This is a genomic window from Nocardioides speluncae (assembly GCF_003121585.1).
Lineage (GTDB): Bacteria > Actinomycetota > Actinomycetes > Propionibacteriales > Nocardioidaceae > Nocardioides > Nocardioides speluncae.
The window spans coordinates 181,911-205,518 of sequence record NZ_QEOO01000016.1; the positions used below are offsets into that span (position 1 = coordinate 181,911).

Below are 23,608 nucleotides of genomic sequence, written 5' to 3' on the forward strand. Positions count from 1 at the left end.
TCAACCGACGGTCGTCAGCAGCTGGGTGGCGCGGGTGAGGACGACGTACAGCGTGGCCCGGCCGGTGGCGGACTCGGCCTCGATCTCGTCCGGCCGGACCACCACGATGCCGTCGAACTCGAGGCCCTTGGTGTCCAGGCCGGTGAGTACGACGACGCGGTCCTCGCCGCTCGGCGTGGCTCCGGACTCGACGGACGCACGCGCCGACGGGGCGTCGTCGGCGAGCTCCGGCCAGGAGGCGAGCCAGGCGTTGGCCTCGGCCCGCCGGGCGATCGAGACCACGATGCCGACGGTGCCGCCGACCTCGCCTGCCACCCGGACCACCTCGGCCCGGACCGCGGCCTCCAGATCGGCGCCAGCCTCGACCTGGCGCGGCTCGATCCCGGTCGAGCGGACCGCGGTGGGCAGGTCGGCGTCGAGGCCGACCCGCTCGGCGTACGCCGCGGCGTACGCGTAGATCTCGGAGGAGTTGCGGTAGTTGGTGGACAGGTGGAACTCGTGCAGCACCTTGCCGTCCAGGGCCGTGGCCCGGGCCGCGGCCGACTCGGAGGGCACCGGCCACGACGACTGCGCGGGGTCGCCGACGATCGTCCAGGACGCGGTGCGGCCACGGCGGCCGACCATCCGCCACTGCATCGGGGTCAGGTCCTGGGCCTCGTCGATCAGGATGTGGGAGAAGGGGTCGTCCTCGATCCGGTGCGTCGGCGGCTGCCAGGCGCGGCCGGCGGGCGCGTACTCGCGGTCGGCGGCGGTGGTCAGCTCCTGGAGGTCGACGCCTCCCTCGGCCGCGGTCAGCGTGTCGTCGCGGTCATGGTCGGCGTCGGTGCGCTGGGGTACGTCGCCCAGCGCGTAGCGCAGCTCGTCGAGCAGCGGGACGTCCTCGATCGACAGCTGACCTTCGCTCGACGCCCAGCTCTTCGAGAGCAGCCGCTGCGCCTCGTTGTCGATAACGCCGTCGGCCACCCGGGCGAGGAACTCGGGGTCGCGCAGCCAGCCCAGCACCTCGGGTGCGCCCAGCGGCGGCCACCAGGCCGACGCGAAGTCGATGAAGCTCTGGTCGCCCAGCATCTCGTCGTCGAACGACTCCCGCCCCCGGTCCCGGCCGCGCTCGCTGCGCACCTGTCGCCACATCGAGTCGAGCAGCGCCCCCGCCACCCGCGGCAGCTGGCGGTTGCGGCGGCCCTGTGACATCAGCTGGCGGCGGATCCGGCCGAGCACCGCTCGGTCGAGCACGATGGTGTTGTCGCGCCAGAAGATCCGGAACTCGCGCGGGCTCTCCGGGGCCTGCTGGCGCGCCGTACGCCGGAGGACCTCGGCCATCCGCGCCGAGCCCTTCACCTCGGCCACCAGCGGGTCGTCGTGGCGGGTGGCGCGGACGCCGTCCACGACCTCGCCGAGCGACCGCAGCGCCACCGCGGTCTCGCCGAGCGACGGCAGCACCCGCTCGATGTAGCGCATGAAGACCCCGCTCGGGCCCACGATCAGCACGCCGCCGGACTCGTACCGGCGGCGGTCGGTGTAGAGCAGGTACGCCGCGCGGTGCAGCGCGACGACCGTCTTGCCGGTGCCGGGGCCGCCGGAGATCGTGACCACGCCCTTGCTGGGCGCGCGGATCGCCTTGTCCTGCTCGGCCTGGATCGTCGCCACGATCGAGTGCATGGACCGGTCGCGCGCCCGCGAGAGCTGCGCCATCAGCGCACCCTCGCCGACGATGGGAAGCGTCTGCGCCCCTGGGCTGTCGGGGTCGAGCAGCTCGTCCTCCACACCGACCACCTGCGGGCCGGCGCAGCGCAGCACCCGGCGGCGTACGACTTCTTGAGGCTCGGCGGCGGTGGCCTGGTAGAACACCGCGGCCGCGGGCGCCCGCCAGTCGATCAGCAGCGAGTCGCGGTTGGCGTCGCGCAGGCCGATCCGACCGACGTACCGCGGCTGCGGGTCCTTCTCGGGCACCAGGTCGAGGCGGCCGAACACCAGGCCTTCGTGGGCGGCGTCGAGCTGCGCGATCCGGCGCGCGGCCTGGAAGACCATCGCGTCCCGCTCGACCAAGCCACCTTCGTGACCGAGCCGACCACGGCTGTGACCTTCCTTGGCGAGCGCCTGCGCCTGCTTCGCGGACTCCTGCAACTGCAGGTATACGCGATCGACGAACTGCTGCTCCTGAGCGATCTCCCGCTCAGCGACGTCTTCGGACAACGTCCCCCACCCTTCTGGTGCCAGCGTCCGTCCGGGAGGCACCAAGTAGACAAGATTACCTGTCACCGATGTCCGGCACGTGCGCAGGCACGGTCTTCGAGAATTCGCTGCGGTGGCCACGAGCGCGGGTTATGGTCCGGCCATCATTGGGGGAACCTTGGGGAGGGACATTCATGAATCCGTTGGTACGCCGCGCGCTCGGCGCCGGCTGCGCCGCCATCGTCACCCTCGGCCTGACCGCCGGCGTCGCGCCGTCGGCGTACGCCGAGAAGCTGGTCCGCGATGATGCCCGGCGCGACGTCGTCCGAGCAATCGAGTCCGACGCCGGTGAGACCCTGCAGCCTGCGCCGAGAGCCGCCGACCCCGACATCCTGCGGGTCGCCGTCGACCATCGGACTACGGCGTTACTCATCCGGACCAAGTACGCCGCTCTCGACCGCCGCGTCGTTCGTACCGACGCCCTGGAGATCCGGACCAGCGCCGGCAAGCGGTTCGAGGCCTTAACCTTCGTCCACAAACGTGGTCAGTGGCAGGGCAGGACGGCCATCGGGACCGGATCGGCGGGCGTCGACTGTCCCGGTCTGCGGCACCGTTTCGACTACGAGGCCAACGTCGCGACGTGGACCATCCCTCGCTCCTGCATCGGCCGCCCGAGGTGGGTGCGGGTCGGCGTCGGCACCGGCCGCGGCACCTGGGACGGCCCATTCTTCATCGACGATGCCTTCCGCAAGGGCATTGCCTCGTACAACGAGAACCTCGTCCTCAGCCGCCGGATCTGGAAGGACTGACCGATGCGCAGCACACTCATCGCCGCAGCGGCGGCGTTCTGCCTCACCGCCGGCATCGCGCCCGCAGCGCACGCCGGGACACTGGTGCGCGAGGACGCTCCGCGAGACGTCGTCCGGCTTCGGCTGTCCGGAGGCGGGGAGCCGCAGATCGAGCGGGCACCGCGGAAGTTCGACCCCGACATCCGCCGGGTGGCGATCGACCACCGCGACCGCTTCCTGCTCGTGCGCGTGAAGTACGCCGGGCTGGACCGTCGCGTGTGGCGCGGCGAGAACGTCAGCGTCCGGACCAGCGGCGGCCGGGAGCTGATGGCGATGGCGTTCGTGATCGAGGAGGGGCGGTGGCAGGGCTTCACCGCGCTCGAGGACGTCGACCTCGAGGACACCCCGGAGTGCCGCGGCTTGAAGCACCACTTCGACTACGGCGCCAACGTCGGCACGTGGAGCATCCCGCGTCGCTGTCTCGGCAACCCGCGGTGGGTGCGAGTCGGCGTCAGCGCCAGCCGTGGCGCCCCGCGAGGACCCGTCTACCTCGACGACGCCTTCCAGAAGGGCTTCGACTTCGATGTGCCGATCCAGTCGCTAAGCCGCCGGGTCTGGAAGGGTTGAGCGGTGCGCACCACCGCCCTCACTGCTGCCGCGACCACCTTCTGTCTGGCCGCCGGCATCGCGCCCGCGGCGTACGCCGAGAAACTGGTCCACGACGACGCCCGTCGCGACGTTCAGAGGGGCACCGTGAGTCCGAGTGGTGGGGCGATCACGGTCGTGGACCGGCGCTTCACCGATCCCGACATCGTGCGGATCGCCATCGACTACCGCCGCGAGCGACTCGAGATCCGGATCAAGCACACCGCGATGCGCCGTGCCGTCGGCCGCGGCTCGCAGGTCCGCGTGAAGGCGGACGACGGCGTGGCCTACCTCGGGTGGGCGTACGTGCGGACCCGGGGGAAGTGGCAGGGCAGGACCGAGTTCGGCATCGACGAGGGCACCGAGATCGGCGACCCCTGCTCCGGCGTCCGGCACCGCTTTCAGTACGACCGGCAGGTCTCGCTGTGGAGCATCCCGGCCGCCTGCATCGGAAAGGTGAGCCGGATCCGCGTCGGCGCGTACTCGTCGGTCTTCCGTCGCTCCGACCGCCGGATCCTGATCGACGACAGCCACCACGCTGGCCTCAGCCGCTGGATCCGCCGCGGCTGACGGGCCCTCCTCAGTCGACTCGCTCGTAGCCCAGGAGCACGAACTGGGTCCGCAACCCGACGAGCTGACCCTCGGTGGTCAGCCCCACAACCGCGTCCTCGGTAACCAGGTCGTAGCCACCGCTGCTCATGCTGTCGGCGATGGTCGACGCCCAGGCGTCGCCTCCGGACTCCAGCGGCTTGCCATCTGGGCCGAAGCGGGCCATCCGGATGATGCCGGTGCCGGTGTTCCTGGCCACGAAGCTCACGACTCTCGGCGCCCGGCCGGCAACCCGGAGGCGTACCCGATCGGAGCCGACCGCGCCCACCTCCCGCTCTGCGAGCCGCCACAGGTGGCCGTCGAACTCGACGAACTCATCCACCGAGAAGCCGGCCACGCTCACCTGAGGCAGCGAGTAGATGCCGACTCCCAGCCTGACGCTGTCGTCTTCGGCGAGCTTCCTGCTGGGCGAGCGCCGGTCGCTCACCCAGACCCGAACCCGCACCTTCTCGCCGGCCCTGATCGTGCGGCCACTCTTGTCGGCAACCTCGTCAGGCCCCCAGCGCGACGCGCTGCCCGCGTCGCGGCCCTCATGCACCTGACACGAGGTTGCCACCCCACCGCTTCCGTTGAAGCTGACCGAGACCATACGCGGGCGGGAGGTCTCGCATAGCGTGCTGATCGTCAGCCCCCCGGTCGGCATCGTGAAGGTGAGGTCAAGCTCGCTGTCACCCGCGTCGCCGATCTCCGCGGCCAGCAGCGTCCCGCCGTCGACCTGGTCGCGGTAGGTGAAGTCGTCCTTGGTCACCCCGGCCGGCGCCTGGTCGGCGGCAGGCTGGTAGACCGCGACTCCGATAGGGCCGTCGCCGGTGAGCGTGTACTCCATCGCGCTGTCACTCGGGCCGGTCATCGTGAAGTCGGTGAAGTCGGCTCGCGAGGAGCGGTACGGATCTTCGCCGCCATCGCTACGGACGATCACTCGATCGTCGCCGCCCTGGGTGGCCCACGTGATCAGACTCGGCTCGTCGGACTTGGGAACGGTGATGACAACCTCGCCGTCTCCTTCGACACCACGCTCGAAGGAGTAGGTGTAGCCGAGCGACTCCAGCGTCGCGGGCGCGGTGTGGCCGGCGAGGTCGCGGGACGCGGGTGCGGCGTCGTTGGTGAGGTTCGGGAGGGCGAGGCCGACGGCGCCGATGGCGAGTACGGCGGCGACCGTGCCACCGACGGCGGCGCGGCGGCGGCGTACCACCCGGACGCGCTCGCGGACGCCGACGACGCGGGCGGTGAGGGCGTCGTCGTCGAAGGCGGCGTGGGAGGCGAGGGTGTCGCGCAGGTCGGTGGTGTTCATCGCGGGTCTCCCTTCTCGGTGACGGACTTCATGGTGGTCTCGGTGGCGAGCGCGGGGTCGATGCGCAGCTTGGCGAGCGCCTTGCTGGCCTGGCTCTTGACGGTGCCGACCGAGCATTCGAGCAGCCGGGCGGTCTCGGCCTCGGTGAGGTCTTCGAAGTAGCGCAGCACGATCACCGCGCGCTGCTTGCGGGGCAGCCGTTCCATCGCCTGCCACAGGTCGTGGGCGCCGGAGACGTGGTCGCTGCGGTCCGGCGTACCCGCATCAGGGAGTACGTCGTGGGCGTGCTCGCCGTTCCACTTGCGCCGCCACCAGGAGGCGTAGGTGTTGACCAGGATCTTGCGGACGTAGGGCTCCGGGTTGCCGTCGATCCGCTTCCACGAGAACCATGCCTTGGCCAGCGTGGTCTGCAGCAGGTCCTCGGCGAGCGCGTGGTCGTGGGTGAGGAGGTACGCCGTACGCAACAGGCCGCTGGACCGCGCCGCGACTCGTCGAACCCGACTTTCGTCGTCACGCGCCCTCCCGAATCAGCGACATGCGTCGTGGACATGATGGTCATGCCGGTTAGTACCGGCTGAGGGCGGGTCAGGGTTGCCCGGGCGGGCGCCGGAAAATTCTTTGAAGAAATTCTGGCGGGGATGTCGTATCGCCCGGAACCCGATCGATGAGTGGTCAGAAGCAGGACAACAAACCACTCACGCAAAGGCAGATCAATGACCACCATCACCGCAGCGCCGACCACCTCGACCAGCACCACCTCGACCAAGACCAAGGCCACCAAGAGCCAGATCGCCGGCCGCGTCGTCACCGTGCTCGTCACGGCGTTCCTCGCCAACGACGCCGTCATGCACCTGATCAACGCCGAGGTGGTGCAGAACGCCCAAGAGAAGTACGGCTACCCCGCGTGGTTCGACTTCGTCACCGGCGCGGTCCTGGTCGCGTGCCTCGTGCTGTACGTCGTCCCCCGCACCGCCGTCGTCGGCGCGGTCTTCCTGACCGGATACCTGGGCGGCGCGACCGCGGTCAACCTGAGCTACAACGAGCCGGCGTTCATCACGATGTCGATCGGCACCGGCGTCGTCGTCTGGCTGGCCCTCTGGCTGCGCGGCGACGAGCGGGTCCGGGCCATCTACGCCCCCCGCAGCCGCTGACCCGTCGCGGCGGGTAACGCCGCCGCAACGACGCTTCCCACCCCGTCTGCGGGGTGGGAAGCGTCGTTTATGCAGCGTTACCCGGCCCCCCATCCGCGAGCCGACCCGCGCCGAACCACCTGCATGCCCTTCACTCGCAGCAAAGGCTGGATCGGGTACGCCGGGTTCGGCGTACTCGCCGCCGTCGCCGGCATCGCCGCCGGCCACCTCGTCGCCAGCCTGCTGAACCCGGCCGCCTCACCGGTCCTCGCCATCGGCTCCACAGTCATCGACCTGACGCCGACGCCGATGAAGGAGTGGGCGGTCGCGACGTTCGGGACCAAGGACAAGCCGATCCTGGTCGGCTCGGTGCTGCTCGGAGCGCTCGGGCTCGCCGCACTCGCCGGCGTGCTCACCCGGATCCGCTTCGTCTTCGGCGCGGCGCTGCTGCTGCTCCTGGTCGCAACCTGTGCGGTGGCGGCGGCGCTGCGCCCGGTGGCCGAACCGGCCGACGTCGTACCGTCACTGGCCGCCGGCCTGGTCGGCCTCGCCGCACTCGGCGGGCTGACCCAGGCCGCCCGCGTCCCGGCCGAGGAGACCACGCTCGGTCCGAACCGTCGCAGTGTGCTGCTGATGGGGGTGGCGGGCCTGGCCTGGTTCGCCATCGGGTCGACGGAGGCCGCACGCCGGATCACGGCGTACCGCACCCGGCCCGGGCAGGTCACGCTGCCGCCGCCCACCAGCCCGGCGCCGCAGTTCCCGACCGGCCTGGAGAAGCGGTATGACGAGATCACCGCACTGCGCACCCCCAACGACGACTTCTACCGCGTCGACATCAACCTGACCGTCCCCGCGGTCGCCGTCGACGACTGGAAGCTGACCATCGACGGTGACGTCGAGCGCGAGCTGGAGCTGGACTTCGACGAGCTGGCCGCGATGTCGCTGATCGAGCGCGACATCACCCTCACCTGCGTCAGCAACGAGGTCGGCGGCAAGTACGTCGGCGGCGCGCGCTGGCTCGGCGTACCCCTGAAGGACCTACTCGATCGGGTCGGTGTCGGCGACGGTGCCGACCAGATCCTGAGCACCGCCGTCGACGGCTTCACGATCAGTACGCCGCTCGCCGTGGCCCTCGACGGCAGGGACGCGATGGTCGCGATCGGCATGAACGGCGAACCGCTGCCGCGCGAACACGGGTTCCCGGCCCGGCTGGTGACGCCGGGGATCTACGGCTACGTCGGCGCCACCAAGTGGCTCACCAAGCTCACGCTCACGACGTACGAGGCGGAAGAGGCGTACTGGACCGAGCGGGACTGGGCGATCGACGCGCCGATCAAGGTCTCCTCGCGGATCGACACCCCGAAGCCCCTTGCCACTCTCGACCCGGGGCAGACCGTGATCGGTGGTATCGCCTGGGCCCAGCACCGCGGCATCGCCAAGGTCGAGGTACGCATCGACGGCGGCGCCTGGCAGGCCGCAAAGCTCGGGCCGAGCGCCGGCATCGACTACTGGCAGCAGTGGTACCTGCCGTGGGAGGCCACCAGCGGCTCCCACATGCTCGCCTGCCGCGCGACCACCAAGGACGGCGACGTTCAGACCGCGGTCCGGGCTACCCCCTTCCCGGCCGGGTCGAGCGGAATCCAGGAGGTCGTGGTCAGGGTCAACTGATCCGACATCTCGTCCAATCCGACCGCCACACGGCACCGAACTCCTTCTGTCACTGGTCGATGTCACTCATCGACCGGAAACCCTCTCGAAAGGCACCCTGATGAACAGGAACCACCTCCGCAGGACCAGCGCCGGCGCAGCCGCCGTGCTCGTCCTCGCTCTCGGCCTCGCCGCGTGTAGCGAAGACGACGGTGGCGGCGACGACACCGCGAGCGAGGACACGCCGACCGCTACCGAGGACAGCCCGCCTCCGACCGAGGAGGAGCCGCCCGCAGACGACGCCGGCGCCCAGACGTTCGGGCCGGGCTGCAAGCTGATCCCGGCCTCCGGCGCCGGCTCGTTCAACGGGATGGCGACCGAGCCGGTGGCCACCGCCGCGAGCGCGAACCCGCTGCTCACCACGCTGGTCACCGCGGTCAAGAAGGCCGGACTGGTCGACACCCTCAACTCAGCCGAGGCGCTTACCGTCTTCGCGCCGACCAACGACGCGTTCGCGAAGATCCCGAAGAAGGACCTGGACGCCGTCCTCGCCGACAAGGAGACGCTGACCAAGATCCTGACCCACCACGTGATCGGCGAGCAGCTCGCTCCCGAGGCACTGGCCGGGACCCACGAGACGCTGAACGCCGACATGGTCACCGTGAAGGGCTCCGGCGAACAGTTCACCGTCGCCGACGAGAACTCTGCCGTCCTGTGCGGCAACATCCCGACCGCCAATGCGACGGTATACGTCGTCGACACGGTGCTGATGCCCTGAAACTCGGCCATCGTCGCCCCGGATCCGGAAGGATCGGAGCTGTGAACGCATCCCGACCCGCCGCCGGCGAACCATCGCCGGGCGGCGCGGCCGCAGCCGACCTGGGAGAGCTGCTGCGCCGTTCGGCCCGGGGCGACGAGGCCGCCTTCGGGCGGCTGTACGACGCGACAGCAAGCCGGGTCTTCGGCCTGGTGCTGCGCGTCGTACGCGATCCGGCGCAGGCCGAGGAGGTCACCCAGGAGGCCTACCTCGACGTGTGGCGGACGGCCTCCCGGTTCGACCCGGCCCACGGCAGCGCGGTCTCGTGGCTGCTCACGATCGGGCACCGCCGGGCCGTCGACCGGGTCCGGTCGGCGGAGGCCGCGGCGCGACGGGACGCGACGTACCATCGTGAGAGTGAGCCGGTCGCCCACGACGCGACCGCCGAGGCCGCCCAGATCGGGCTGGAGGCCAAACGGGTACGGCGGGCGCTGGCCGCGCTGACCGCCGTCCAGAGAGAGGCACTTGAGCTCGCCTACTTCGGCGGCTACACGCATACGGAGGTGGCCGCCATGCTCGACCTGCCAGTCGGCACGGCCAAGACCAGGATCCGCGACGGGCTGATCCGACTACGAGACGCAATGGGGGTGGACCGGTGACCGGCAACGTGCACGCGTTGGTCGGGGCCTATGTCGTCGATGCGCTCGACGACGCCGAACGCGTCGCGTTCGAGGCTCACCTCGCGACCTGCTCCGACTGCCAGGCCGAGATCGCCTCGCTCAGCGACACCGCGAGCCTGCTCACCAGCCTGTCAGCGACCGCGCCGCCGTCCGGACTGCGCGACAGGGTGCTCGCCGATGCGGCCCGCACTCGGCCGCTGCCGCCCGCCGTCCCGCGCACCCCAACCGCCGAGCGCGACCTAGCACCGAACGTACGCCGGCTGCCCAGGCCGACCCGCCGGCTGACGATTCTCGCGGCTGCCGCTGCGGTACTGGCCGCGGTCGGCATCGGGGCGGGGGTGACCCAGCCATGGGACAACGAGCCGGACCTGTCCGCGACCGAGCGGGTCTTGCAGGCACCGGATGCCAAGTCAGTGACCGTCGAACTCGACGGCGGGGCGAAGGCCACCGTGGTTCGGTCACTCAAGGAGGACCGGGCGGTGATTGTCACCCACGACATGCCCCCGGCGCCGGTCGGCCGGGTCTACCAGCTGTGGCTGCAGGATCCGGACGGCCCGTACGTGTCGGCCGGGCTGATGCCGCCCGGGAGCGACCAGACCCGGCTCCTGGAAGGCAACGCCTCCACCGCCGTCGGAGCCGGTATCACGATCGAGCCCGAGGGCGGTTCCAAGGAGCCGACGACCAACCCGATCGCGCTCTTCGACCTGACCGCCGCGACCTAGCCCCGACCCGGCCCTTGTTCACGTTGTACGTCGCCGACCCGGCCCGTATTCACGTCCTTGACGTCAACACGGGCCGGGTCACGCGCCGTACATGTCAACACCGGCCGGGTCGGCGCGCTCACGCGTCAACACCGGCCGGGTCGGCGTCAGTCTTAGCCTGCGAAGGCTGACGTCAACCCGGAGCTCCGCTGGCACGGCTCACTTCTTCTTGCGGGAGAGGAAGGCGAGCATCGCCTCGCGGGCCTCGTCGGAGCCGAAGAGGCGGGCGGAGAGCGTCGCCATGTCGTCGGCCTGGCTGTCGATCCGGGCGACCAGGTCGCGGGCGAGCAGCGCCTTGGTCTCGCGCAGGCCCTGCGGGTGGCCGGTGCCCAGTGCGGCGCAGATCCTGGCCACCTCGTCGTCGAGGTCGGCGGCCGGTACCGCCTTGGTGACCAGCCCGTACGCCGCCGCCTCGGTCCCGCTGAACACCTCGCCGCCCAGCGCGGTGAGCGCCGCCGCCCGCGAGGTCAGCCGCGGGAACACTGTCAGAGAGATCACCGCCGGGGTGAGGCCGAGCTTGACCTCGGTGAGCGCGAAGGTGGCGTCCTCGGCCGCAATCGCGATGTCGGAGGCGGCAACGATGCCGATGCCGCCGGCCCGGCAGGCGCCGGCTACCCGGGTCACGACCGGCTTGGCAGAAGTAACCAGCCGGCGCTGCAGGTCGACCAGGACCTTCGCGCCCTCCCCCATCCCCTGCGACGACGCCTCGGACAGGTCGGCACCGGAGCAGAAGACCTTCCCCTCGGCCGTGATCAGCACGACCTTCACGGCCGGGTCGTTCTCGGCGGCGTCGAGGTGTGCGTAGAGCTCGGTGAGCAGCTGCCGCGACAGCGCGTTGCGGTTGTGCGGCGAGTCGAAGGTGATCGTGGCGACGGCGTCGGCGACGGAGTAGTGGACGAGCTCGGTCATGTTGCCCTCTCAGGGTTGGTGGCGCGGATCATGGCTGTACGCCGAACGGGAGCGGCTCGCGGGTGACCAGGTACGTCGCCCAGTTGAGCTTGAGCACGGCACCGGACTCGTCGCGGGTGACCCGCAGCAGCTCGCCGCGCTCGCGGCCGGCGACGGTGCGGTAGAGGTCCTCGCCCACCTTCTCGAACACCGACGACGGCTTGTGGTCCGGGAGCTTGGGCGAGCGGGCCTCGAGCCGGCCGTCGCGCACGGAGAACACGTGGGGCGAGCCCTCGGTGTACCAGGTGCCGAGCAGCTCGGCGTACTCCTCCGGCACCGTGGTGCCCGGCCGCCAGACCTCCTGCTCCTCGGGGTCGTGGTCGATGACGTGCTCGGCGAGCTCGATCGCGAAGGCAGCCGGGTCGGGTGCGGAGGTCGAGTTCATCAGCACCGCGCCACCGGTGCCGGACTCCCGATCGGTGAACAGCCCGCTGATCTGGCCGGGCATGCCGCCGGTGTGGCCGGCGTACACCCGGTGGCCGGAGCGGATCAGGAAGAAGCCGAGCCCCATCGCGCCCTGCCAGCGCTCGACGTCCATCACGATCTGCGGCTGGCACATCTCCTCCAGCGTGTCCGGGCTGAGGATCTCCGGGTCCGGGTCGGCGACGAAACCGGACCACGTCGCAAGGTCGGTCAGGGTGCTGGCCAGCGCCCCGCACGGCGCCGACGCCTTCAGGTCGAAGACCGGCTCGGTCACGGGCACGTCGGAGTACGGCGGCACGTAGTAGCACTGCGAGCGAGGGCCGTCGTCGAAGCCGACGGAGGTACGCCGCAGCTCCAGCGGGTCGAGCAGCCGTCTCTGCAGCGCCGCACTCCACTCCGTGCCGTCGAGGCGGGCGATGACCTCACCGAGGAGGTTGTACATCAGGTTGGAGTAGTGCCACAGGTGGTGCGGCAGGTGCACCCGCTCGGCCTCGACGAGCCCGGCGAACAGCTCGGCCCGGTCGGGCATCACGAGCTTGTCCCAGATGTCGCCGACCGGCTCGCGCTGCATCCCGGAGCTGTGCGACAGCATCTGCCGAATCGTGATCCCGGGGTGGGTCACCTCGGGCAGGTGCTGGTCGAGCGTGTCGTCGAGGGTGAGCCGGCCCTCGTCGCGCAGCTGCATGATCATCACGGCGGTGAAGGTCTTGGTGTTCGACGCGATCAGGAACTGGTCGTCCGGGCCGGGCGCTCGGTCCGGCTCGGTCAGGTCGGCGCTGCCGATGCCGTCGTTCCAGATCAGCTTGCCGTGCCGGGCGACTCCGGCCGCGACGCCGGGCAGCCGGCCCTTGACCTGCTGGCCGATCGCAATCCGGCGCAGCGCTCGGGTGGTGGTGTCGAGGAGTTCAGTCACGGGCCGACCCTAGCCAGGGGTGGGAGACTCGGAGGATGGACGCCGTCCAGGCGGCCTTTGCCGCGGTACCGCGATCCGGGTTCCTCCCGGTGTTCGAGCGGTGGCGCGCCGACTACGACGGTCCGATCTCGATCGGGCACGACCAGACCAACTCCCAGCCGCGGACGGTCCGCGACATGCTGTGGCTGCTCGACGTCCAGCCCGGCCAGCGGGTGCTCGACGTCGGCGCCGGATCCGGCTGGACGACGGCACTGCTCGCCCACCTGACCGGCCCGACCGGGCTGGTGCTCGGTGTGGAGCTGGAGCCGGAACTGGCCAAGTGGGGCGCCGAGAACGTGCGCCGGGCCGGGATGCCGTGGGCCTCGCTGACCCTCGCCCACCCCGGCCTGCTCGGCGCGCCGGACCACGCGCCGTACGACCGGATCCTGGTGTCCGCCGAGGCGCTGACCCTGCCCGAGCCGCTCGTCGAGCAGCTCGGCGACCCAGGCCGGCTGGTGATCCCGGTCGCGGGCGTGATGAAGCTCGTGGTCCGCGACGGCACCGACCTCGAGGTCACTGAGCACGGGTATTACCGCTTCGTCCCATTGCGGTAACGGCATTGCCGCTGGTTGAGGAGGTTGCTCTAGCAACCGTCTCGAAACCAAGGCAACGGTCGGCTGTCCCTTGGTTTCGAGACGGTCGCTGCGCGACCTCCTCAACCAGCGGGACCATCAGTAGGACTTGGGCAGGCCGAGGGAGAAGGTCGAGATGAAGTTCAGGACCATCTCCCTGCTGACCGGCGCGATCCGACCGACGCGGACGGCGACCAGGAGCGCGGCGACGCCGTACTCCCGGGTGATGCCGTTGCCGCCGTGCACCTGGACGACGCGGTCCACGACGTTGCAGGCGGCCTCGGCGGCGGCGTACTTGGCCATGTTGGCGGCCTCGCCCGCGGCCATGTCGTCGCCTGCCTCGTAGAGCGCGGCGGCCTTCTGGGTCATCAGCCGGGCCAGCTCGATCTCGATCTTGGACTCGGCGAGCGGAAAGGACACGCCCTGGTGCGCGCCGATCGGTACGCCGAAGACCTCGCGCTCCTTGGAGTAGGCGACGCCCTTTTCCAGCGCGTACCGGGCGATGCCGGTGGAGAACGATGCGGCCATGATCCGCTCCGGGTTGAGGCCGGCGAACAGCTGCAGCAGGCCTGCGTCTTCGTCGCCGACCAGCGCGTCCGCGGGCAGCCGGACGTCGTCGAGGAAGACCGCGAACTGCTTCTCCGGCGAGACGATCTCCATGTCGATCGGGTTGGCCTCGAGCCCGGGAGCGTCGGTCGGCACGACGAACAGGCAGGGCTTCAGCTTGCCTGGCCCTCCCGATTTGCGCCGTGCGTCCTCGGTGACGGCCACGATCAGCACGTTGGCCGCCTCGTCGATGCCGGAGATGAAGACCTTGCGGCCGGTCAGCAGCCACTCGTCACCGTCGCGGCGCGCGGTGGTGGTGATCTTGTGGGAGTTGGAGCCGGCGTCCGGCTCGGTGATTGCGAACGCCATCGTCTCGGTGCCGTCGGCGATGCCGGGCAGCCAGCGCCGCTTCTGCTCCTCGGTCCCGAACCGGGCAATCACGCTGCCGCAGATCGCCGGTGAGACCACCATCATCAGCAGCGGACAGCCCTGCGCGGCCAGCTCCTCACAGACAGCCGCCACGTCGCCGACGCCGCCCCCACCGCCGCCGTACTCCTCGGGGATGTTGACGCCCATGTAGCCCTGCTTGCCGATGGCCAGCCACAGCTCGGTGGTCTTCTCGCCGCTGCGGGCCTGCTTCTCGAAGTACGACGGACCGTACGTCGCCGCCAGCTTGGCCACCTGCTTGCGGAGCTCCTGACGCTCCTCCGACTCGCTGAACCCGCTCATCCTTGTTCCTCCACAGTTTCATCTTGGGAGACCACCGCGAGCACCGCTCCGGCAGACACCTGGTCTCCTGGCTTGACGTCGATCTCGGTCACCACGCCGTTGTGGGGAGCCGTCACTGAGTGCTGCATCTTCATGGCCTCGAGCACGAGCACCTGCTGTCCCGCCTCGACCCGGTCCCCGGGTGCCACCGCGACGGTGACGACGCTGCCCGGCATCGGCGCCAGCAGCGAGCCGCTCGCCACCGCATCCGCCGGGTCGACGAACCGCGGCAGCTTGGTCAGCGCGACGTGGCCGAGCGGGGACTCCACGTCGATGGCCTCGTAGTCGACGTGGACGACGAACCAGCGGCTCACACCGTCGCCGCCGAGCGTCACCGTGGTCGTCTCGTCGCCGTGCTCGACCCGCTCCACCACGACGCCGTCGAGGTCGGCGGAGCGGAACTGGCGGCCGCCGTACCAGCGCACCTCAAGCTCCGTGTCGTCGTCGGTGACGAACGTCGTGAGCTGGGGCTGCGAGACGACGTTGCGCCAGCCGGCCGGGATCCGGGAGTGGTGCAGCGAGGCGAGCCGCGCTCGTTCGGCGAGCGCGACCGCGGCTGCGAAGCCGCCAAGCGCCACCGTGTCGGCGTCGGGTCCGCCTCCGAGGGCTTCGAGACCGTCGAGATAGGTCGTGTGCATGTCGCCGGCCACCACGACCGGGTCGCGGAGCAGGCTGACGAGCAAGTCGCGGTTGGTGCGCAGGCCGTGGATCTCGGCCCGCTCCAGCGCACCGGCGAGCTGGCGCAGCGCCTGCTCGCGGGTCGGCGCCCAGGCGATCACCTTGGCGATCATCGCGTCGTAGAAGGTGCCGATCTCGTCGCCGGCGCGGACGCCGGAGTCGAGCCGGATGCCGTACGACGACGGGTTCTCGAACTCCGCCCGCACGCCCGGCACCTCGAACCGCCGCAGCCGCCCGCTCTGCGGCTGGTAGCCGGCAGCCGGATCCTCGGCGTACAACCGCACCTCAACCGCATGCCCGCGCCCCGCCGGTTGAGGAGGTCGTTCTGCGACCGTCTCGAAACCAAGGGGCGCGACCGGCGTTCCCTCGGCCGCGGCGAGCTGGAGTGCGACCAGGTCGGTACCGGTGACCAGCTCGGTGACGGGGTGCTCCACCTGGAGGCGGGTGTTCATCTCGAGGAAGAAGAAGCGGTCGCCGGACAGCAGGAACTCGACGGTGCCGGCGCCGACGTACGAGATCGCCTTGCCGGCCTGCCGGGCCGCTTCGTGCAGCGCCGCGCGGGTCTCCTCGCTGAGGCCGGGCGCGGGCGTCTCCTCGATCACCTTCTGGTGCCGCCGCTGCACCGAGCAGTCCCGCTCGCCGAACACCTCGACGTTGCCGTCGCGGTCGCCGACCAGCTGCACCTCGACATGGCGGCCGTTCTCGACGTACGGCTCACAGAACACCGTCGGGTCGCCGAACGCGCTCGCGGCCTCCGCCGAGGCCAGCTCGACGGCACCGGCAACCTCGGCCAGCGTGCGTACGACGCGCATGCCGCGGCCGCCGCCACCCGACGACGCCTTCACCAGGATCGGCAGGTCGGCCTCGGTGACGTCGGCCGGCGCGAGCTCGGTCAGCACCGGCACACCAGCCGCCGCCATCAGTGCCTTGGCCTCGACCTTGGTGGCCATCTTCTCCATCGACTCCGGGTCGGGTCCGACCCAGGTCAGGCCGGCGTCGATGACCCCGCGCGCGAAGTCGGCGTTCTCGGATAGGAAGCCGTAACCCGGATGGATCGCGTCCGCGCCCGCCCGCTGCGCCGCCTCGATGACCAGCTCGCCGCGGAGATAAGTCTCGGCCGGCGTGTTGCCCGGGAGCCGGATCGCCAGGTCCGCCTCGCCGACGAACGGCATCCCCGCATCGGCGTCGGAGTGGATCGCGACCGTCGAAATGCCGAGGTCGCGGCAGGTCCGGAAGACCCGGCGCGCGATCTCGCCCCGGTTCGCGACAAGAAGTCTCGTAATCACGCGCTCACATCCTGAAGACGCCGAAGCGGTCGGTGCCCTCGATGGGCGTGTTGTCGATGACGGACAGGCAAATGCCGAGGATGGTGCGGGTGTCGCGCGGGTCGATCACGCCGTCGTCGTAGACCATCCCGGACAGGAAGAACGGCAGGCTCTGCTCCTCGACCCCGGCCTCGACCAGCGCGGCGATCTCGGCGCCGCCCTTCTCGTCGTACTCCTGGCCCTTCGCCTCGGCCGCGGCCCGCGCCACGATCTGGAGTACGCCGGCCAGCTGGGCCGGACCCATCACGGCGGACTTGGCCGAGGGCCAGGTGAAGAGGAAGCGCGGGTCGTAGGCGCGGCCGTTCATGCCGTAGTTGCCGGCGCCGTACGACGCGCCCATGATCACGCTCAGATGGGGCACGCGAGAGTTGGAGACCGCGTTGATCATCTGCGCGCCGTGCTTGATGATGCCGCCCTGCTCGTACTCCTTGCCAACCATGTAGCCGGTCGTGTTGTGAAGGAACAGCAGCGGGGTGTCGGTCTGGTTGGCGAGCTGGATGAACTGGGTCGCCTTCTGGGCCTCCTCCGAGAACAGCACGCCCTGCGCATTGGCGAGGATGCCGATCGGGCGGCCGTGCAGCCGCGCCCAGCCGGTGACCAGCGACGAACCGTAGAGCGGCTTGAACTCGTCGAAGGCGACCTCGTTCCCCGGGCCCTTGCCGTCGCAGAGCCGTGAGATCACCTCACGCGGGTCGAACGGCTCCTTCAGGTCGGTCGGGATCAGGTCGAGCAGCTCGTCGGGGTCGGCGTCCGGCTCGGCGTACGCCGGCACCGGCCCGGAGGCCTTGCGCCAGTTGAGCCGGGCCACGATCCGGCGGCCGATCCGGATCGCGTCGTACTCGTCCTGGGCGAGGTAGTCCGCCAGGCCCGAGGTGCGCGCGTGCATCTCGGCGCCGCCGAGCGACTCGTCGTCCGACTCCTCGCCGGTCGCCATCTTCACCAGCGGCGGGCCCCCAAGGAACACCTTGGCGCCCTCCTTGACCATCACCGTGTAGTCGCTCATGCCCGGGATGTAGGCGCCGCCGGCGGTCGAGTTGCCGAACACCAGCGCGATCGTCGGCTGCTTGCGGGCGCTCGACCTGGTCAGGTCGCGGAACATCCGGCCGCCCGGGATGAAGATCTCCTTCTGGGTGGGCAGGTCGGCGCCGCCGGACTCCACCAGCGAGACCGTCGGCAGCCGGTTCTCCTCCGCGATCTGCGCGGCCCGGAACCCCTTCTTCAGCGTCCACGGGTTGGAGGCGCCGCCCTTGATCGTCGGGTCGTTGGCGGTGATCATGCACTCCACGCCAGACACCACGCCGATGCCCACGACCAGCGAGGCGCCGACGTTGAAGTCCGACCCCCAGCCGGCCAGCGGCATCAGCTCCAGGAACGGCGAGCCCTCGTCGACCAGCAGCTCGATCCGCTCCCGGGCCAGCAGCTTGCCGCGCTTGTGGTGCCGCTCGACGTACTTCTCCCCGCCGCCGGCCACCGCCTTGGCGTGCTCCTCGTCCAGGGCCGCCAGCTTCTCGAGCATGGCGGTACGTCGCTCGCTCATCCGGCGTACCCCAACAGTCGTGCGGCCAGGTCGTTCAGCACCTCGGTCGCGCCTCCTCCGATTCCCAGGATCCGGGCGTCGCGGTAGTGCCGCTCCACCTCGGACTCACGCATGTAGCCGGCGCCGCCGAACAGCTGCACCGCCTGGCTGACCACCCACTCGCACGCCTCGACCGCGGTGTTCTTGGCCAGGCAGGCCTCCGCGATCACGTTCTCTCCAGCGACGTGCCGGTCGACGACGTGGTGGGTGTAGATCCGGGCCGTCTCCACCTTCCGGTGCATCTCGACCAGCCGATGTCTGACCACCTGGCGCGAGGCCAGCGGCTTGCCGAAGGTGTCCCGCTCCTTGGTGTACGCCGCGGCGAGGGCCAGGCTGCGGGCGGCGATGCCGTAGGCGTGCACCGCGAGCGAGATCCGCTCGGCCACGAACTGCTCGGCGATCTGATAGAAGCCGCTGCCCTCCTCGCCGACCAGGTTGGCGACCGGCACCCGCACCTCGTCGAAAGCCAGCTCGGCGGTGTCGGAGCAGAGCCAGCCCATCTTCTTCAGGCCGCGAGTGACGGTGAAGCCCGGCGCGCCCTTCTCGACGACCAACAGCGATATCCCTGCGTGGCCGGGGCCGCCGGTGCGGACCGCGGTGGTCACGAAGTCGGCGCGGACGCCGCTGGTGATGAAGGTCTTGGCGCCGGTGACGATGTAGTGGTCGCCGTCGCGCACCGCGCGGGTGGTGATGCCGGCGACGTCCGAACCACCGCCCGGCTCGGTGACCGCGAGCGAGCCGATCTTTTCGCCAGCCAGGGTCGGCCGGACGAACCGCTCGATCAGGTCCGGGTTGCCGACCGTGGCCATATGCGGCAGCGCGATGCCATGGGTAAACAGCCCTGCCAGCAGCCCGCTCGAGGCGCCCGCCTCCAGCATCGCCTCGGTTGCGGTGACGATGTCGGACAGGTCGCCGCCGGAGCCGCCGTACTCCTCCGGGAAGCCGATCCCGAGCAGGCCCTGCTTGGCCGCTGCGAGGTGGAGCTCCCGCGGGATCTCGCCGGCGTCCTCCCACTGGTCGAGGTTCGGCACGACCTCGCGGCGTACGAACTCCCGCGCCAGGTCGCCGATCGCCTGCCGGTCGGTCGCGGTCATAGCAGCTCCTCACGGATGTGGACGAGACGGGAACGGACCCACTCGCCGAGGCCCTTGGCCTGCGGGTCGAACCGGGTGGACGACGAGACGCCCTCCCCGAGCAGCCCACGGATCAGCACATTGACGCCGCCGAGGTTGGGCAGCGTGTAGACCTCGACCTCGAGGTCGGCCGCCTCCGGGATGAGCTCGCGGATCTTCTTCGGCGTGATCAGCTTGCTCAGCCAGGTGACGCGGTCGGCGTACTTCTCCGAGCCGTCGTGCATGACCCACAGGCCGAGGTTGGCGTCGCCGCCCTTGTCGCCGGAGCGGGCGTGGACGAACCTGCCGAGCGGCACGTTGCGGGTGACCGAATCCTGCGGCGCCGGGTACGGCGAGACCCGGAGGCCCGTCCGGTCGGGGCCGTCCAGCCCCGGGCCGACCGATGGGTCGTCGATCGTGATCCGGGTGCCGTCGGCCAGCACCACCGTGTGGGTGACGGCGTCCCGGTCGACATAGGCCGGCCGGTAGACGCCGTACGGCGCGCCGCGGCCGGGCGGCGCGGTCATCGTGAAGCCCGGGTACGACGCGAGTGCAAGCTCGACCGCCGCCGACGAGAAGGCCTTGCCGACCGGCTCCGGCTTCAGGTCCCGCGCGATGCAGCGCAGGATCGTCGACGCCGCCTCCTCGGAGGCCGCGTCCGGGTGGGCGGTGTCGCTGCGGCTCCAGCTCAGCGAGGACGGCGCGTTGTCGCCGAGGCCCGCCTCGAACTGTGCCTGCACCCACTCGGCCTTCGCCTCGATGTCCAGCCCGGTCAGCACGAACTCGACCATGTTCCGGTGCCCGCCGAGCTCGTTGACGCAGACCTTGAGCTGCGGCGGCGGCGCCTCGCCGCGGATGCCGCTGACCCGAACCCGGTCCTCGCCGTCCTGCTCGAGCGAGATGGAGGTCAGGTCGGTGGTGACGTCGGGCCCGAGATAGCGGGCCGACTGGATCTCGTAGACCAGCTGCGCGGTGACCGTGTCGACGGTGACCGCGCCTCCGGTGCCGGCGTGCTTGGTGATCACGCAGCTGCCGTCAGCGGCGATCTCGGCGATCGGGAAGCCGAGCGGCTTAGCGCGACTCGCCGCCGGCAGGCTGCGGAAGCCGGAGAAGTTGCCGCCCGTCGCCTGCGCTCCGCACTCGATGATGTGGCCGGCGACGACGGCGCCGGCGACCTCGTCGTACTGCTCGGGCGTCCAGCCGAAGTGCGCGACGGCCGGGCCGACCACCACCGACGCGTCGGTGACCCGGCCGGTGACCACGATGTCGGCGCCCTCGGTGAGCGCCCGGGCGATGCCGAAGCCGCCGAGGTATGCGTTGACTGACAGCGCGTTGGGTGCCTCGAGCGCCGGGCTGCCGCGCAGGTCGTCGCCCTCGACGTGGGCGACGTTGGCGTCCAGACCGAGCGCCTTGGCGACCTCGCGCAGCTTGTCGGCGAGGCCGGCCGGGTTGAGGCCCCCGGCGTTGCTGACGATCTTCACGCCCCGCTCCATGGCCAGGCCGAGGCAGTCCTCCACCTGGGTGACGAAGGTCTTGGCGTAGCCGAGCGAGGCGTCCCGATAAGTGTCGCGGGCGAGGATCAGCATGGTCAGCTCGGCGAGATAGTCGCCGGTGACCACGTCCAGGTCGCCGCCCTCCAGCTGCTCGCGCATCGCCGACAGCCGGTCGCCGTAGAAGCCGGAGCAGTTCGCGATCTTGATCGGGTCAGGCACGGGTCGCCTCCCGGCCCGCACCCGACGGTCCGGCGAACGCCTGCGCGATGTCGAGCCACTGGTCGGCGTCGGGTCCGGTCGCCTTCAGGTCGAGGTCGTCGCGGTGCCGGCGCTGGGTGACCCGGAGACAGAAGTCGTACGCCGAGCCGGTCACCCGCTGTACCGCGTCCTCCGGCCCGTAGGTCCAGACCTCGCCGGACGGCGCTGTCAGCTCGACCCGGAACTCCTCGGCAGGCGGCTCCAGCCCGTTGTTCTGGAAGGCGAAGTTCCGGGTCCGGACGCCGATGTGGACGACGTGCCGGATCCGGTCGGTCGGCTCGACGGTGACCCCGAGGCCGTCGTACACGTCGAGGCCGTGCGCCCAGGTCTCCATGAACCGGGCCGTCGCCATCGACACCGGGCTCATCGGCGGCCCGAACCAGGGCAGCTTCTGGCCGTCGGGTACGCCGCGGAGCGTCGCCGCCAGGTCGGCGCGCGAGCCGCGCCAGCGGGTGAGGATCGCGGACCCAGTCATCGTGGCCCCCTCGCCGGCGGTGCGGTCGACGGCGTCGCCGACGCCGAGCTCGAACATCTCGGTGAGGAAGGCATCCCAGTCGGCCTTCGGCCCGGCCGCCTTGACCGCCGCCTCGTCGGTCCAGGCCAGATGGATGACCTGGTGGGCGATGGTCCAGCCCTCCGCCGGCGTGGGCTGCCGCCACTGCTCGTCGGTGAGCGAGGCGACCGCCTCATCGAGCGCACCGCTCTCCGCGGCGAGGTCGGCAAGGACGGACTCGAGCAGGTCGTTCACGTGGTGGTCTCCTTCAGTGCCTGAGCTTCAGGGCGGCGGTCGAGGGTCTGGTCAAGCAGCACAGCCCACTGGTCGAGGATCCGGTCGCGGCGGGCGCGGTCGTCGGAGATGGTGTTGGCGAGGCCGAGCCCGCGGATCAGGTCGAGGGTCGCCTGGATCAGCTCGCGCACCCCCGGCTGTGACTCGTCGGCGCCCAGCACCGCCACCGTCCGGCGGTGGACGTCGCGGCCGATCCGCTGCTCCAGCGGCGCCACGCTGGCGCGGAGCGTGGGGTCGGTGCGCGCGGCCACCCAGAGCTCGAGCGCGGCGGCGAAGAGCGGGCCGGCGAACTGTTCGGCCAGCACGTCGAGGACGGCGCGGGTACGCCGGGCACCCGTCGGCAGCCCGGCCACCGCGTCCTTGAGCTCGGCGCCGCGCTGCTGCTGGAGGTGCTCGACGGCGGCGATGACCAGGGCGTTCTTGGTCGGGAAGTGGTGCAGCTGGGCGCCCCTGCTCACGCCCGCGCGCTGCGAGACCAGCGTGGTCGACGTACCGCTCCAGCCGCGTTCGACGAGCAGCTCGACCGTCGCGTCCAGCAGCCGCTGGCGCATCACGCGGGTGCGCTCCTCCTGCGGCACCCTCGGCAATCGGGCGGTCGTCATGCGCTCAATCTTGGTCTCCGTACACACAAACAGTCAAGCCTGACTTTTTCTTCCGAGTGTGATGCTGCCCCTTCGGGCCACCATTTCTCCCCCTGTGCGAGGTGAGGGACCGCGACGAGACCCCCTCTGACGTGCTTGGATTCTCATGACCACGCAATCGGAGAATGCAACGGAGCACCTCGGTATGAGCCAGGACCCGAACCAGCCCAACCCGTACGACCCGCCGAAGACGCAGATCCGGCCTGGTCGCGTGCCGCAGCCGCCGGCCGGTCAGGGCCCGCCGGGACAGCCCGGCCAGCCCGGTCAGCCGCCGCAGCAGCCCGGTCAGTGGAGCGGTCAGCCGGGACAGCCTCAGCAGCCGCCGTACCAAGGGGGCCAGCAGGGCTACCCCCAGCAGCCGCAGCAGCCCGGCGGTTACCCGCCGCAGGGTCAGCCTCCGCAGGGTCAGCCTCCGCAGGGCTACCCGCAGCAGGGCGGCGGCTACGGTCAGCCCCAGCCGCCGGCGCAGCAGTACGGCGGCGGCCAGTACGGCCAGCCCCAGCAGTACGGCGGCCAGCAGGGCGGCTACGCCTCGTGGGGCCAGCGCGCGACGGGCACCCTCTGGGACATCGTCTACGTCTGGCCGGCGATCGCCCTGATCTTCGGCGGCGTTCTGCTCGCCATCATCGGCGGCGCGATCGGTGACGCGATCGGCACGATCCTGCTGCTCGTCGGCGTGCTCTGCTACATCGGCGGCGCGCTGTGGGCGCTGTGGCGCAACATCCAGAACTACGTCCTCGACCAGGGGCGCACCGGCTACACCTACGGCAAGCGCAAGGTCGGCATCCGGCTGATCAAGGAGGACAACCCGCAGCAGCCGATCGGCGCCGCGATGGCCCTGGTCCGCTGGCTGCTGCACGGCGTGATCAACCAGTTCTGCTACATCGACTACCTGTGGCCGCTCTGGGACCAGAAGCGCCAGACGCTGACCGACAAGATCCTCACCACCGTCGTCGTCGAGCAGCCCGCACCCCCGCAGTAAGCCCGCTGACCCGGCCGGTATTCACGCCGTACGACGCTGACCCGGCCCGTATTCACGCCTCGCGTGT

General features: G+C 70.7%; 22 protein-coding genes. 10 read left to right on the forward strand and 12 right to left on the reverse strand.

The annotated features are described in order from the left end of the window. The gene (locus DDV73_RS08265; protein WP_109506770.1) at nt 1–2,193 is read right to left on the reverse strand and encodes a HelD family protein; all 2,193 of its coding nucleotides are present in this window, start codon (nt 2,191–2,193) and stop codon (nt 1–3) included. A 173-nt stretch (nt 2,194–2,366) separates the two neighbouring features. On the opposite strand from DDV73_RS08265, the gene DDV73_RS08270 reads away from it, so the two are divergent. Genes DDV73_RS08270 through DDV73_RS08280 form a run of 3 tightly spaced genes read left to right on the forward strand, consistent with a single transcriptional unit; the run spans nt 2,367 to nt 4,175 of the window. Then, nucleotides 2,367–2,981, forward strand: a complete 615-nt coding sequence (locus DDV73_RS08270; protein WP_154402669.1) for a hypothetical protein — start codon at nt 2,367–2,369, stop codon at nt 2,979–2,981. Between the two features lie 3 nt (nt 2,982–2,984). After that, nucleotides 2,985–3,587 (forward strand): hypothetical protein, encoded by a 603-nt coding sequence (locus DDV73_RS08275; protein WP_109506772.1) that lies wholly within the window; start codon nt 2,985–2,987, stop codon nt 3,585–3,587. A 3-nt stretch (nt 3,588–3,590) separates the two neighbouring features. Continuing rightward, on the forward strand, nt 3,591–4,175 hold the full coding sequence (locus tag DDV73_RS08280) for a hypothetical protein (protein ID WP_109506773.1): 585 nt from the start codon (nt 3,591–3,593) through the stop codon (nt 4,173–4,175). A 10-nt stretch (nt 4,176–4,185) separates the two neighbouring features. Here the strand turns inward: DDV73_RS08280 and DDV73_RS08285 are convergent, their stop codons facing one another. Continuing rightward, nucleotides 4,186–5,505, reverse strand: a complete 1,320-nt coding sequence (locus DDV73_RS08285; RefSeq protein ID WP_109506774.1) for a hypothetical protein — start codon at nt 5,503–5,505, stop codon at nt 4,186–4,188. Beyond that, the gene (locus DDV73_RS08290; protein WP_240617183.1) at nt 5,502–5,969 is read right to left on the reverse strand and encodes a SigE family RNA polymerase sigma factor; all 468 of its coding nucleotides are present in this window, start codon (nt 5,967–5,969) and stop codon (nt 5,502–5,504) included. The genes DDV73_RS08285 and DDV73_RS08290 overlap by 4 nt, the downstream gene beginning before the upstream one ends. A 249-nt stretch (nt 5,970–6,218) precedes the next feature. Here DDV73_RS08290 and DDV73_RS08295 point away from each other — a divergent pair, with 249 nt between their 5' ends. From DDV73_RS08295 to DDV73_RS08315, 5 genes are all read left to right on the forward strand, one after another. Beyond that, nucleotides 6,219–6,656, forward strand: coding sequence for a DoxX family protein (locus tag DDV73_RS08295; RefSeq protein ID WP_109506776.1), 438 nt, complete (start codon nt 6,219–6,221; stop codon nt 6,654–6,656). 123 nt (nt 6,657–6,779) lie between these two features. Next, nucleotides 6,780–8,303, forward strand: coding sequence for a molybdopterin-dependent oxidoreductase (locus DDV73_RS08300; RefSeq protein WP_109506777.1), 1,524 nt, complete (start codon nt 6,780–6,782; stop codon nt 8,301–8,303). A 100-nt stretch (nt 8,304–8,403) separates the two neighbouring features. Further along, nucleotides 8,404–9,060, forward strand: coding sequence for a fasciclin domain-containing protein (locus tag DDV73_RS08305; protein ID WP_109506778.1), 657 nt, complete (start codon nt 8,404–8,406; stop codon nt 9,058–9,060). A 41-nt stretch (nt 9,061–9,101) separates the two neighbouring features. Further along, a complete protein-coding gene (gene sigK / locus DDV73_RS08310) occupies nt 9,102–9,698 on the forward strand; it encodes an ECF RNA polymerase sigma factor SigK (protein WP_109506779.1) in 597 nt (198 codons plus the stop codon). Next, nucleotides 9,695–10,441 (forward strand): anti-sigma factor, encoded by a 747-nt coding sequence (locus DDV73_RS08315; protein ID WP_109506780.1) that lies wholly within the window; start codon nt 9,695–9,697, stop codon nt 10,439–10,441. The genes sigK and DDV73_RS08315 overlap by 4 nt, the downstream gene beginning before the upstream one ends. 198 nt (nt 10,442–10,639) lie before the next feature. On the opposite strand, the gene DDV73_RS08320 is transcribed toward DDV73_RS08315, so the two are convergent. Together DDV73_RS08320 and DDV73_RS08325 are read right to left on the reverse strand one after the other, a co-directional pair. Continuing rightward, nucleotides 10,640–11,389, reverse strand: coding sequence for an enoyl-CoA hydratase-related protein (locus tag DDV73_RS08320; protein WP_109506781.1), 750 nt, complete (start codon nt 11,387–11,389; stop codon nt 10,640–10,642). A gap of 28 nt (nt 11,390–11,417) precedes the next feature. Then, nucleotides 11,418–12,764 (reverse strand): serine hydrolase domain-containing protein, encoded by a 1,347-nt coding sequence (locus DDV73_RS08325; protein ID WP_109506782.1) that lies wholly within the window; start codon nt 12,762–12,764, stop codon nt 11,418–11,420. Between the two features lie 35 nt (nt 12,765–12,799). Between DDV73_RS08325 and DDV73_RS08330 the strand changes: the two genes are divergently transcribed. After that, entirely contained in the window at nt 12,800–13,357 is a 558-nt protein-coding gene (locus tag DDV73_RS08330) for a protein-L-isoaspartate O-methyltransferase family protein (protein WP_109506783.1), read from the forward strand. Between the two features lie 117 nt (nt 13,358–13,474). Here DDV73_RS08330 and DDV73_RS08335 read toward each other — a convergent pair whose 3' ends face one another. The 7 genes from DDV73_RS08335 to DDV73_RS08365 are packed head-to-tail and all read right to left on the reverse strand — an operon-like array spanning nt 13,475 to nt 22,520. After that, nucleotides 13,475–14,650 (reverse strand): acyl-CoA dehydrogenase family protein, encoded by a 1,176-nt coding sequence (locus DDV73_RS08335; RefSeq protein WP_109506784.1) that lies wholly within the window; start codon nt 14,648–14,650, stop codon nt 13,475–13,477. After that, nucleotides 14,647–16,653 carry an ATP-binding protein gene (locus DDV73_RS08340; protein ID WP_109506785.1) on the reverse strand — a complete coding sequence of 669 codons (2,007 nt, stop codon included), beginning with the start codon at nt 16,651–16,653 and terminating at the stop codon, nt 14,647–14,649. The genes DDV73_RS08335 and DDV73_RS08340 overlap by 4 nt, the downstream gene beginning before the upstream one ends. A gap of 4 nt (nt 16,654–16,657) precedes the next feature. Next, nucleotides 16,658–18,229 (reverse strand): acyl-CoA carboxylase subunit beta, encoded by a 1,572-nt coding sequence (locus DDV73_RS08345; RefSeq protein WP_109506786.1) that lies wholly within the window; start codon nt 18,227–18,229, stop codon nt 16,658–16,660. Then, the gene (locus tag DDV73_RS08350; RefSeq protein ID WP_109506787.1) at nt 18,226–19,362 is read right to left on the reverse strand and encodes an acyl-CoA dehydrogenase family protein; all 1,137 of its coding nucleotides are present in this window, start codon (nt 19,360–19,362) and stop codon (nt 18,226–18,228) included. Before DDV73_RS08350 ends, DDV73_RS08345 begins: the two co-directional genes overlap by 4 nt. Further along, nucleotides 19,359–21,092, reverse strand: a complete 1,734-nt coding sequence (locus tag DDV73_RS08355; RefSeq protein ID WP_109506788.1) for an acyclic terpene utilization AtuA family protein — start codon at nt 21,090–21,092, stop codon at nt 19,359–19,361. Before DDV73_RS08355 ends, DDV73_RS08350 begins: the two co-directional genes overlap by 4 nt. Beyond that, the gene (locus DDV73_RS08360) at nt 21,085–21,879 is read right to left on the reverse strand and encodes a TIGR03084 family metal-binding protein (protein ID WP_109506789.1); all 795 of its coding nucleotides are present in this window, start codon (nt 21,877–21,879) and stop codon (nt 21,085–21,087) included. The genes DDV73_RS08355 and DDV73_RS08360 overlap by 8 nt, the downstream gene beginning before the upstream one ends. After that, nucleotides 21,876–22,520, reverse strand: coding sequence for a TetR/AcrR family transcriptional regulator (locus DDV73_RS08365; RefSeq protein ID WP_109506790.1), 645 nt, complete (start codon nt 22,518–22,520; stop codon nt 21,876–21,878). The genes DDV73_RS08360 and DDV73_RS08365 overlap by 4 nt, the downstream gene beginning before the upstream one ends. A gap of 184 nt (nt 22,521–22,704) precedes the next feature. On the opposite strand from DDV73_RS08365, the gene DDV73_RS08370 reads away from it, so the two are divergent. Then, nucleotides 22,705–23,541 carry an RDD family protein gene (locus DDV73_RS08370; protein ID WP_109506791.1) on the forward strand — a complete coding sequence of 279 codons (837 nt, stop codon included), beginning with the start codon at nt 22,705–22,707 and terminating at the stop codon, nt 23,539–23,541. The last annotated feature ends 67 nt before the right edge of the window (nt 23,542–23,608 follow it).

Excerpts from the sequence above, each read along its gene's own strand:
- DDV73_RS08335 (WP_109506784.1), bottom strand. The coding sequence starts at position 14,650 with ATGAGCGGGTTCAGCGAGTCGGAGGAGCGTCAGGAGCTCCGCAAGCAG.
- DDV73_RS08330 (WP_109506783.1), top strand. The coding sequence starts at position 12,800 with ATGGACGCCGTCCAGGCGGCCTTTGCCGCGGTACCGCGATCCGGGTTC.
- DDV73_RS08295 (WP_109506776.1), top strand. The coding sequence starts at position 6,219 with ATGACCACCATCACCGCAGCGCCGACCACCTCGACCAGCACCACCTCG.
- DDV73_RS08365 (WP_109506790.1), bottom strand. The coding sequence starts at position 22,520 with ATGACGACCGCCCGATTGCCGAGGGTGCCGCAGGAGGAGCGCACCCGC.
- DDV73_RS08320 (WP_109506781.1), bottom strand. The coding sequence starts at position 11,389 with ATGACCGAGCTCGTCCACTACTCCGTCGCCGACGCCGTCGCCACGATC.
- DDV73_RS08345 (WP_109506786.1), bottom strand. The coding sequence starts at position 18,229 with ATGAGCGAGCGACGTACCGCCATGCTCGAGAAGCTGGCGGCCCTGGAC.
- DDV73_RS08305 (WP_109506778.1), top strand. The coding sequence starts at position 8,404 with ATGAACAGGAACCACCTCCGCAGGACCAGCGCCGGCGCAGCCGCCGTG.
- DDV73_RS08300 (WP_109506777.1), top strand. The coding sequence starts at position 6,780 with ATGCCCTTCACTCGCAGCAAAGGCTGGATCGGGTACGCCGGGTTCGGC.
- DDV73_RS08275 (WP_109506772.1), top strand. The coding sequence starts at position 2,985 with ATGCGCAGCACACTCATCGCCGCAGCGGCGGCGTTCTGCCTCACCGCC.
- DDV73_RS08350 (WP_109506787.1), bottom strand. The coding sequence starts at position 19,362 with ATGACCGCGACCGACCGGCAGGCGATCGGCGACCTGGCGCGGGAGTTC.
- DDV73_RS08370 (WP_109506791.1), top strand. The coding sequence starts at position 22,705 with ATGAGCCAGGACCCGAACCAGCCCAACCCGTACGACCCGCCGAAGACG.
- DDV73_RS08285 (WP_109506774.1), bottom strand. The coding sequence starts at position 5,505 with ATGAACACCACCGACCTGCGCGACACCCTCGCCTCCCACGCCGCCTTC.
- DDV73_RS08270 (WP_154402669.1), top strand. The coding sequence starts at position 2,367 with ATGAATCCGTTGGTACGCCGCGCGCTCGGCGCCGGCTGCGCCGCCATC.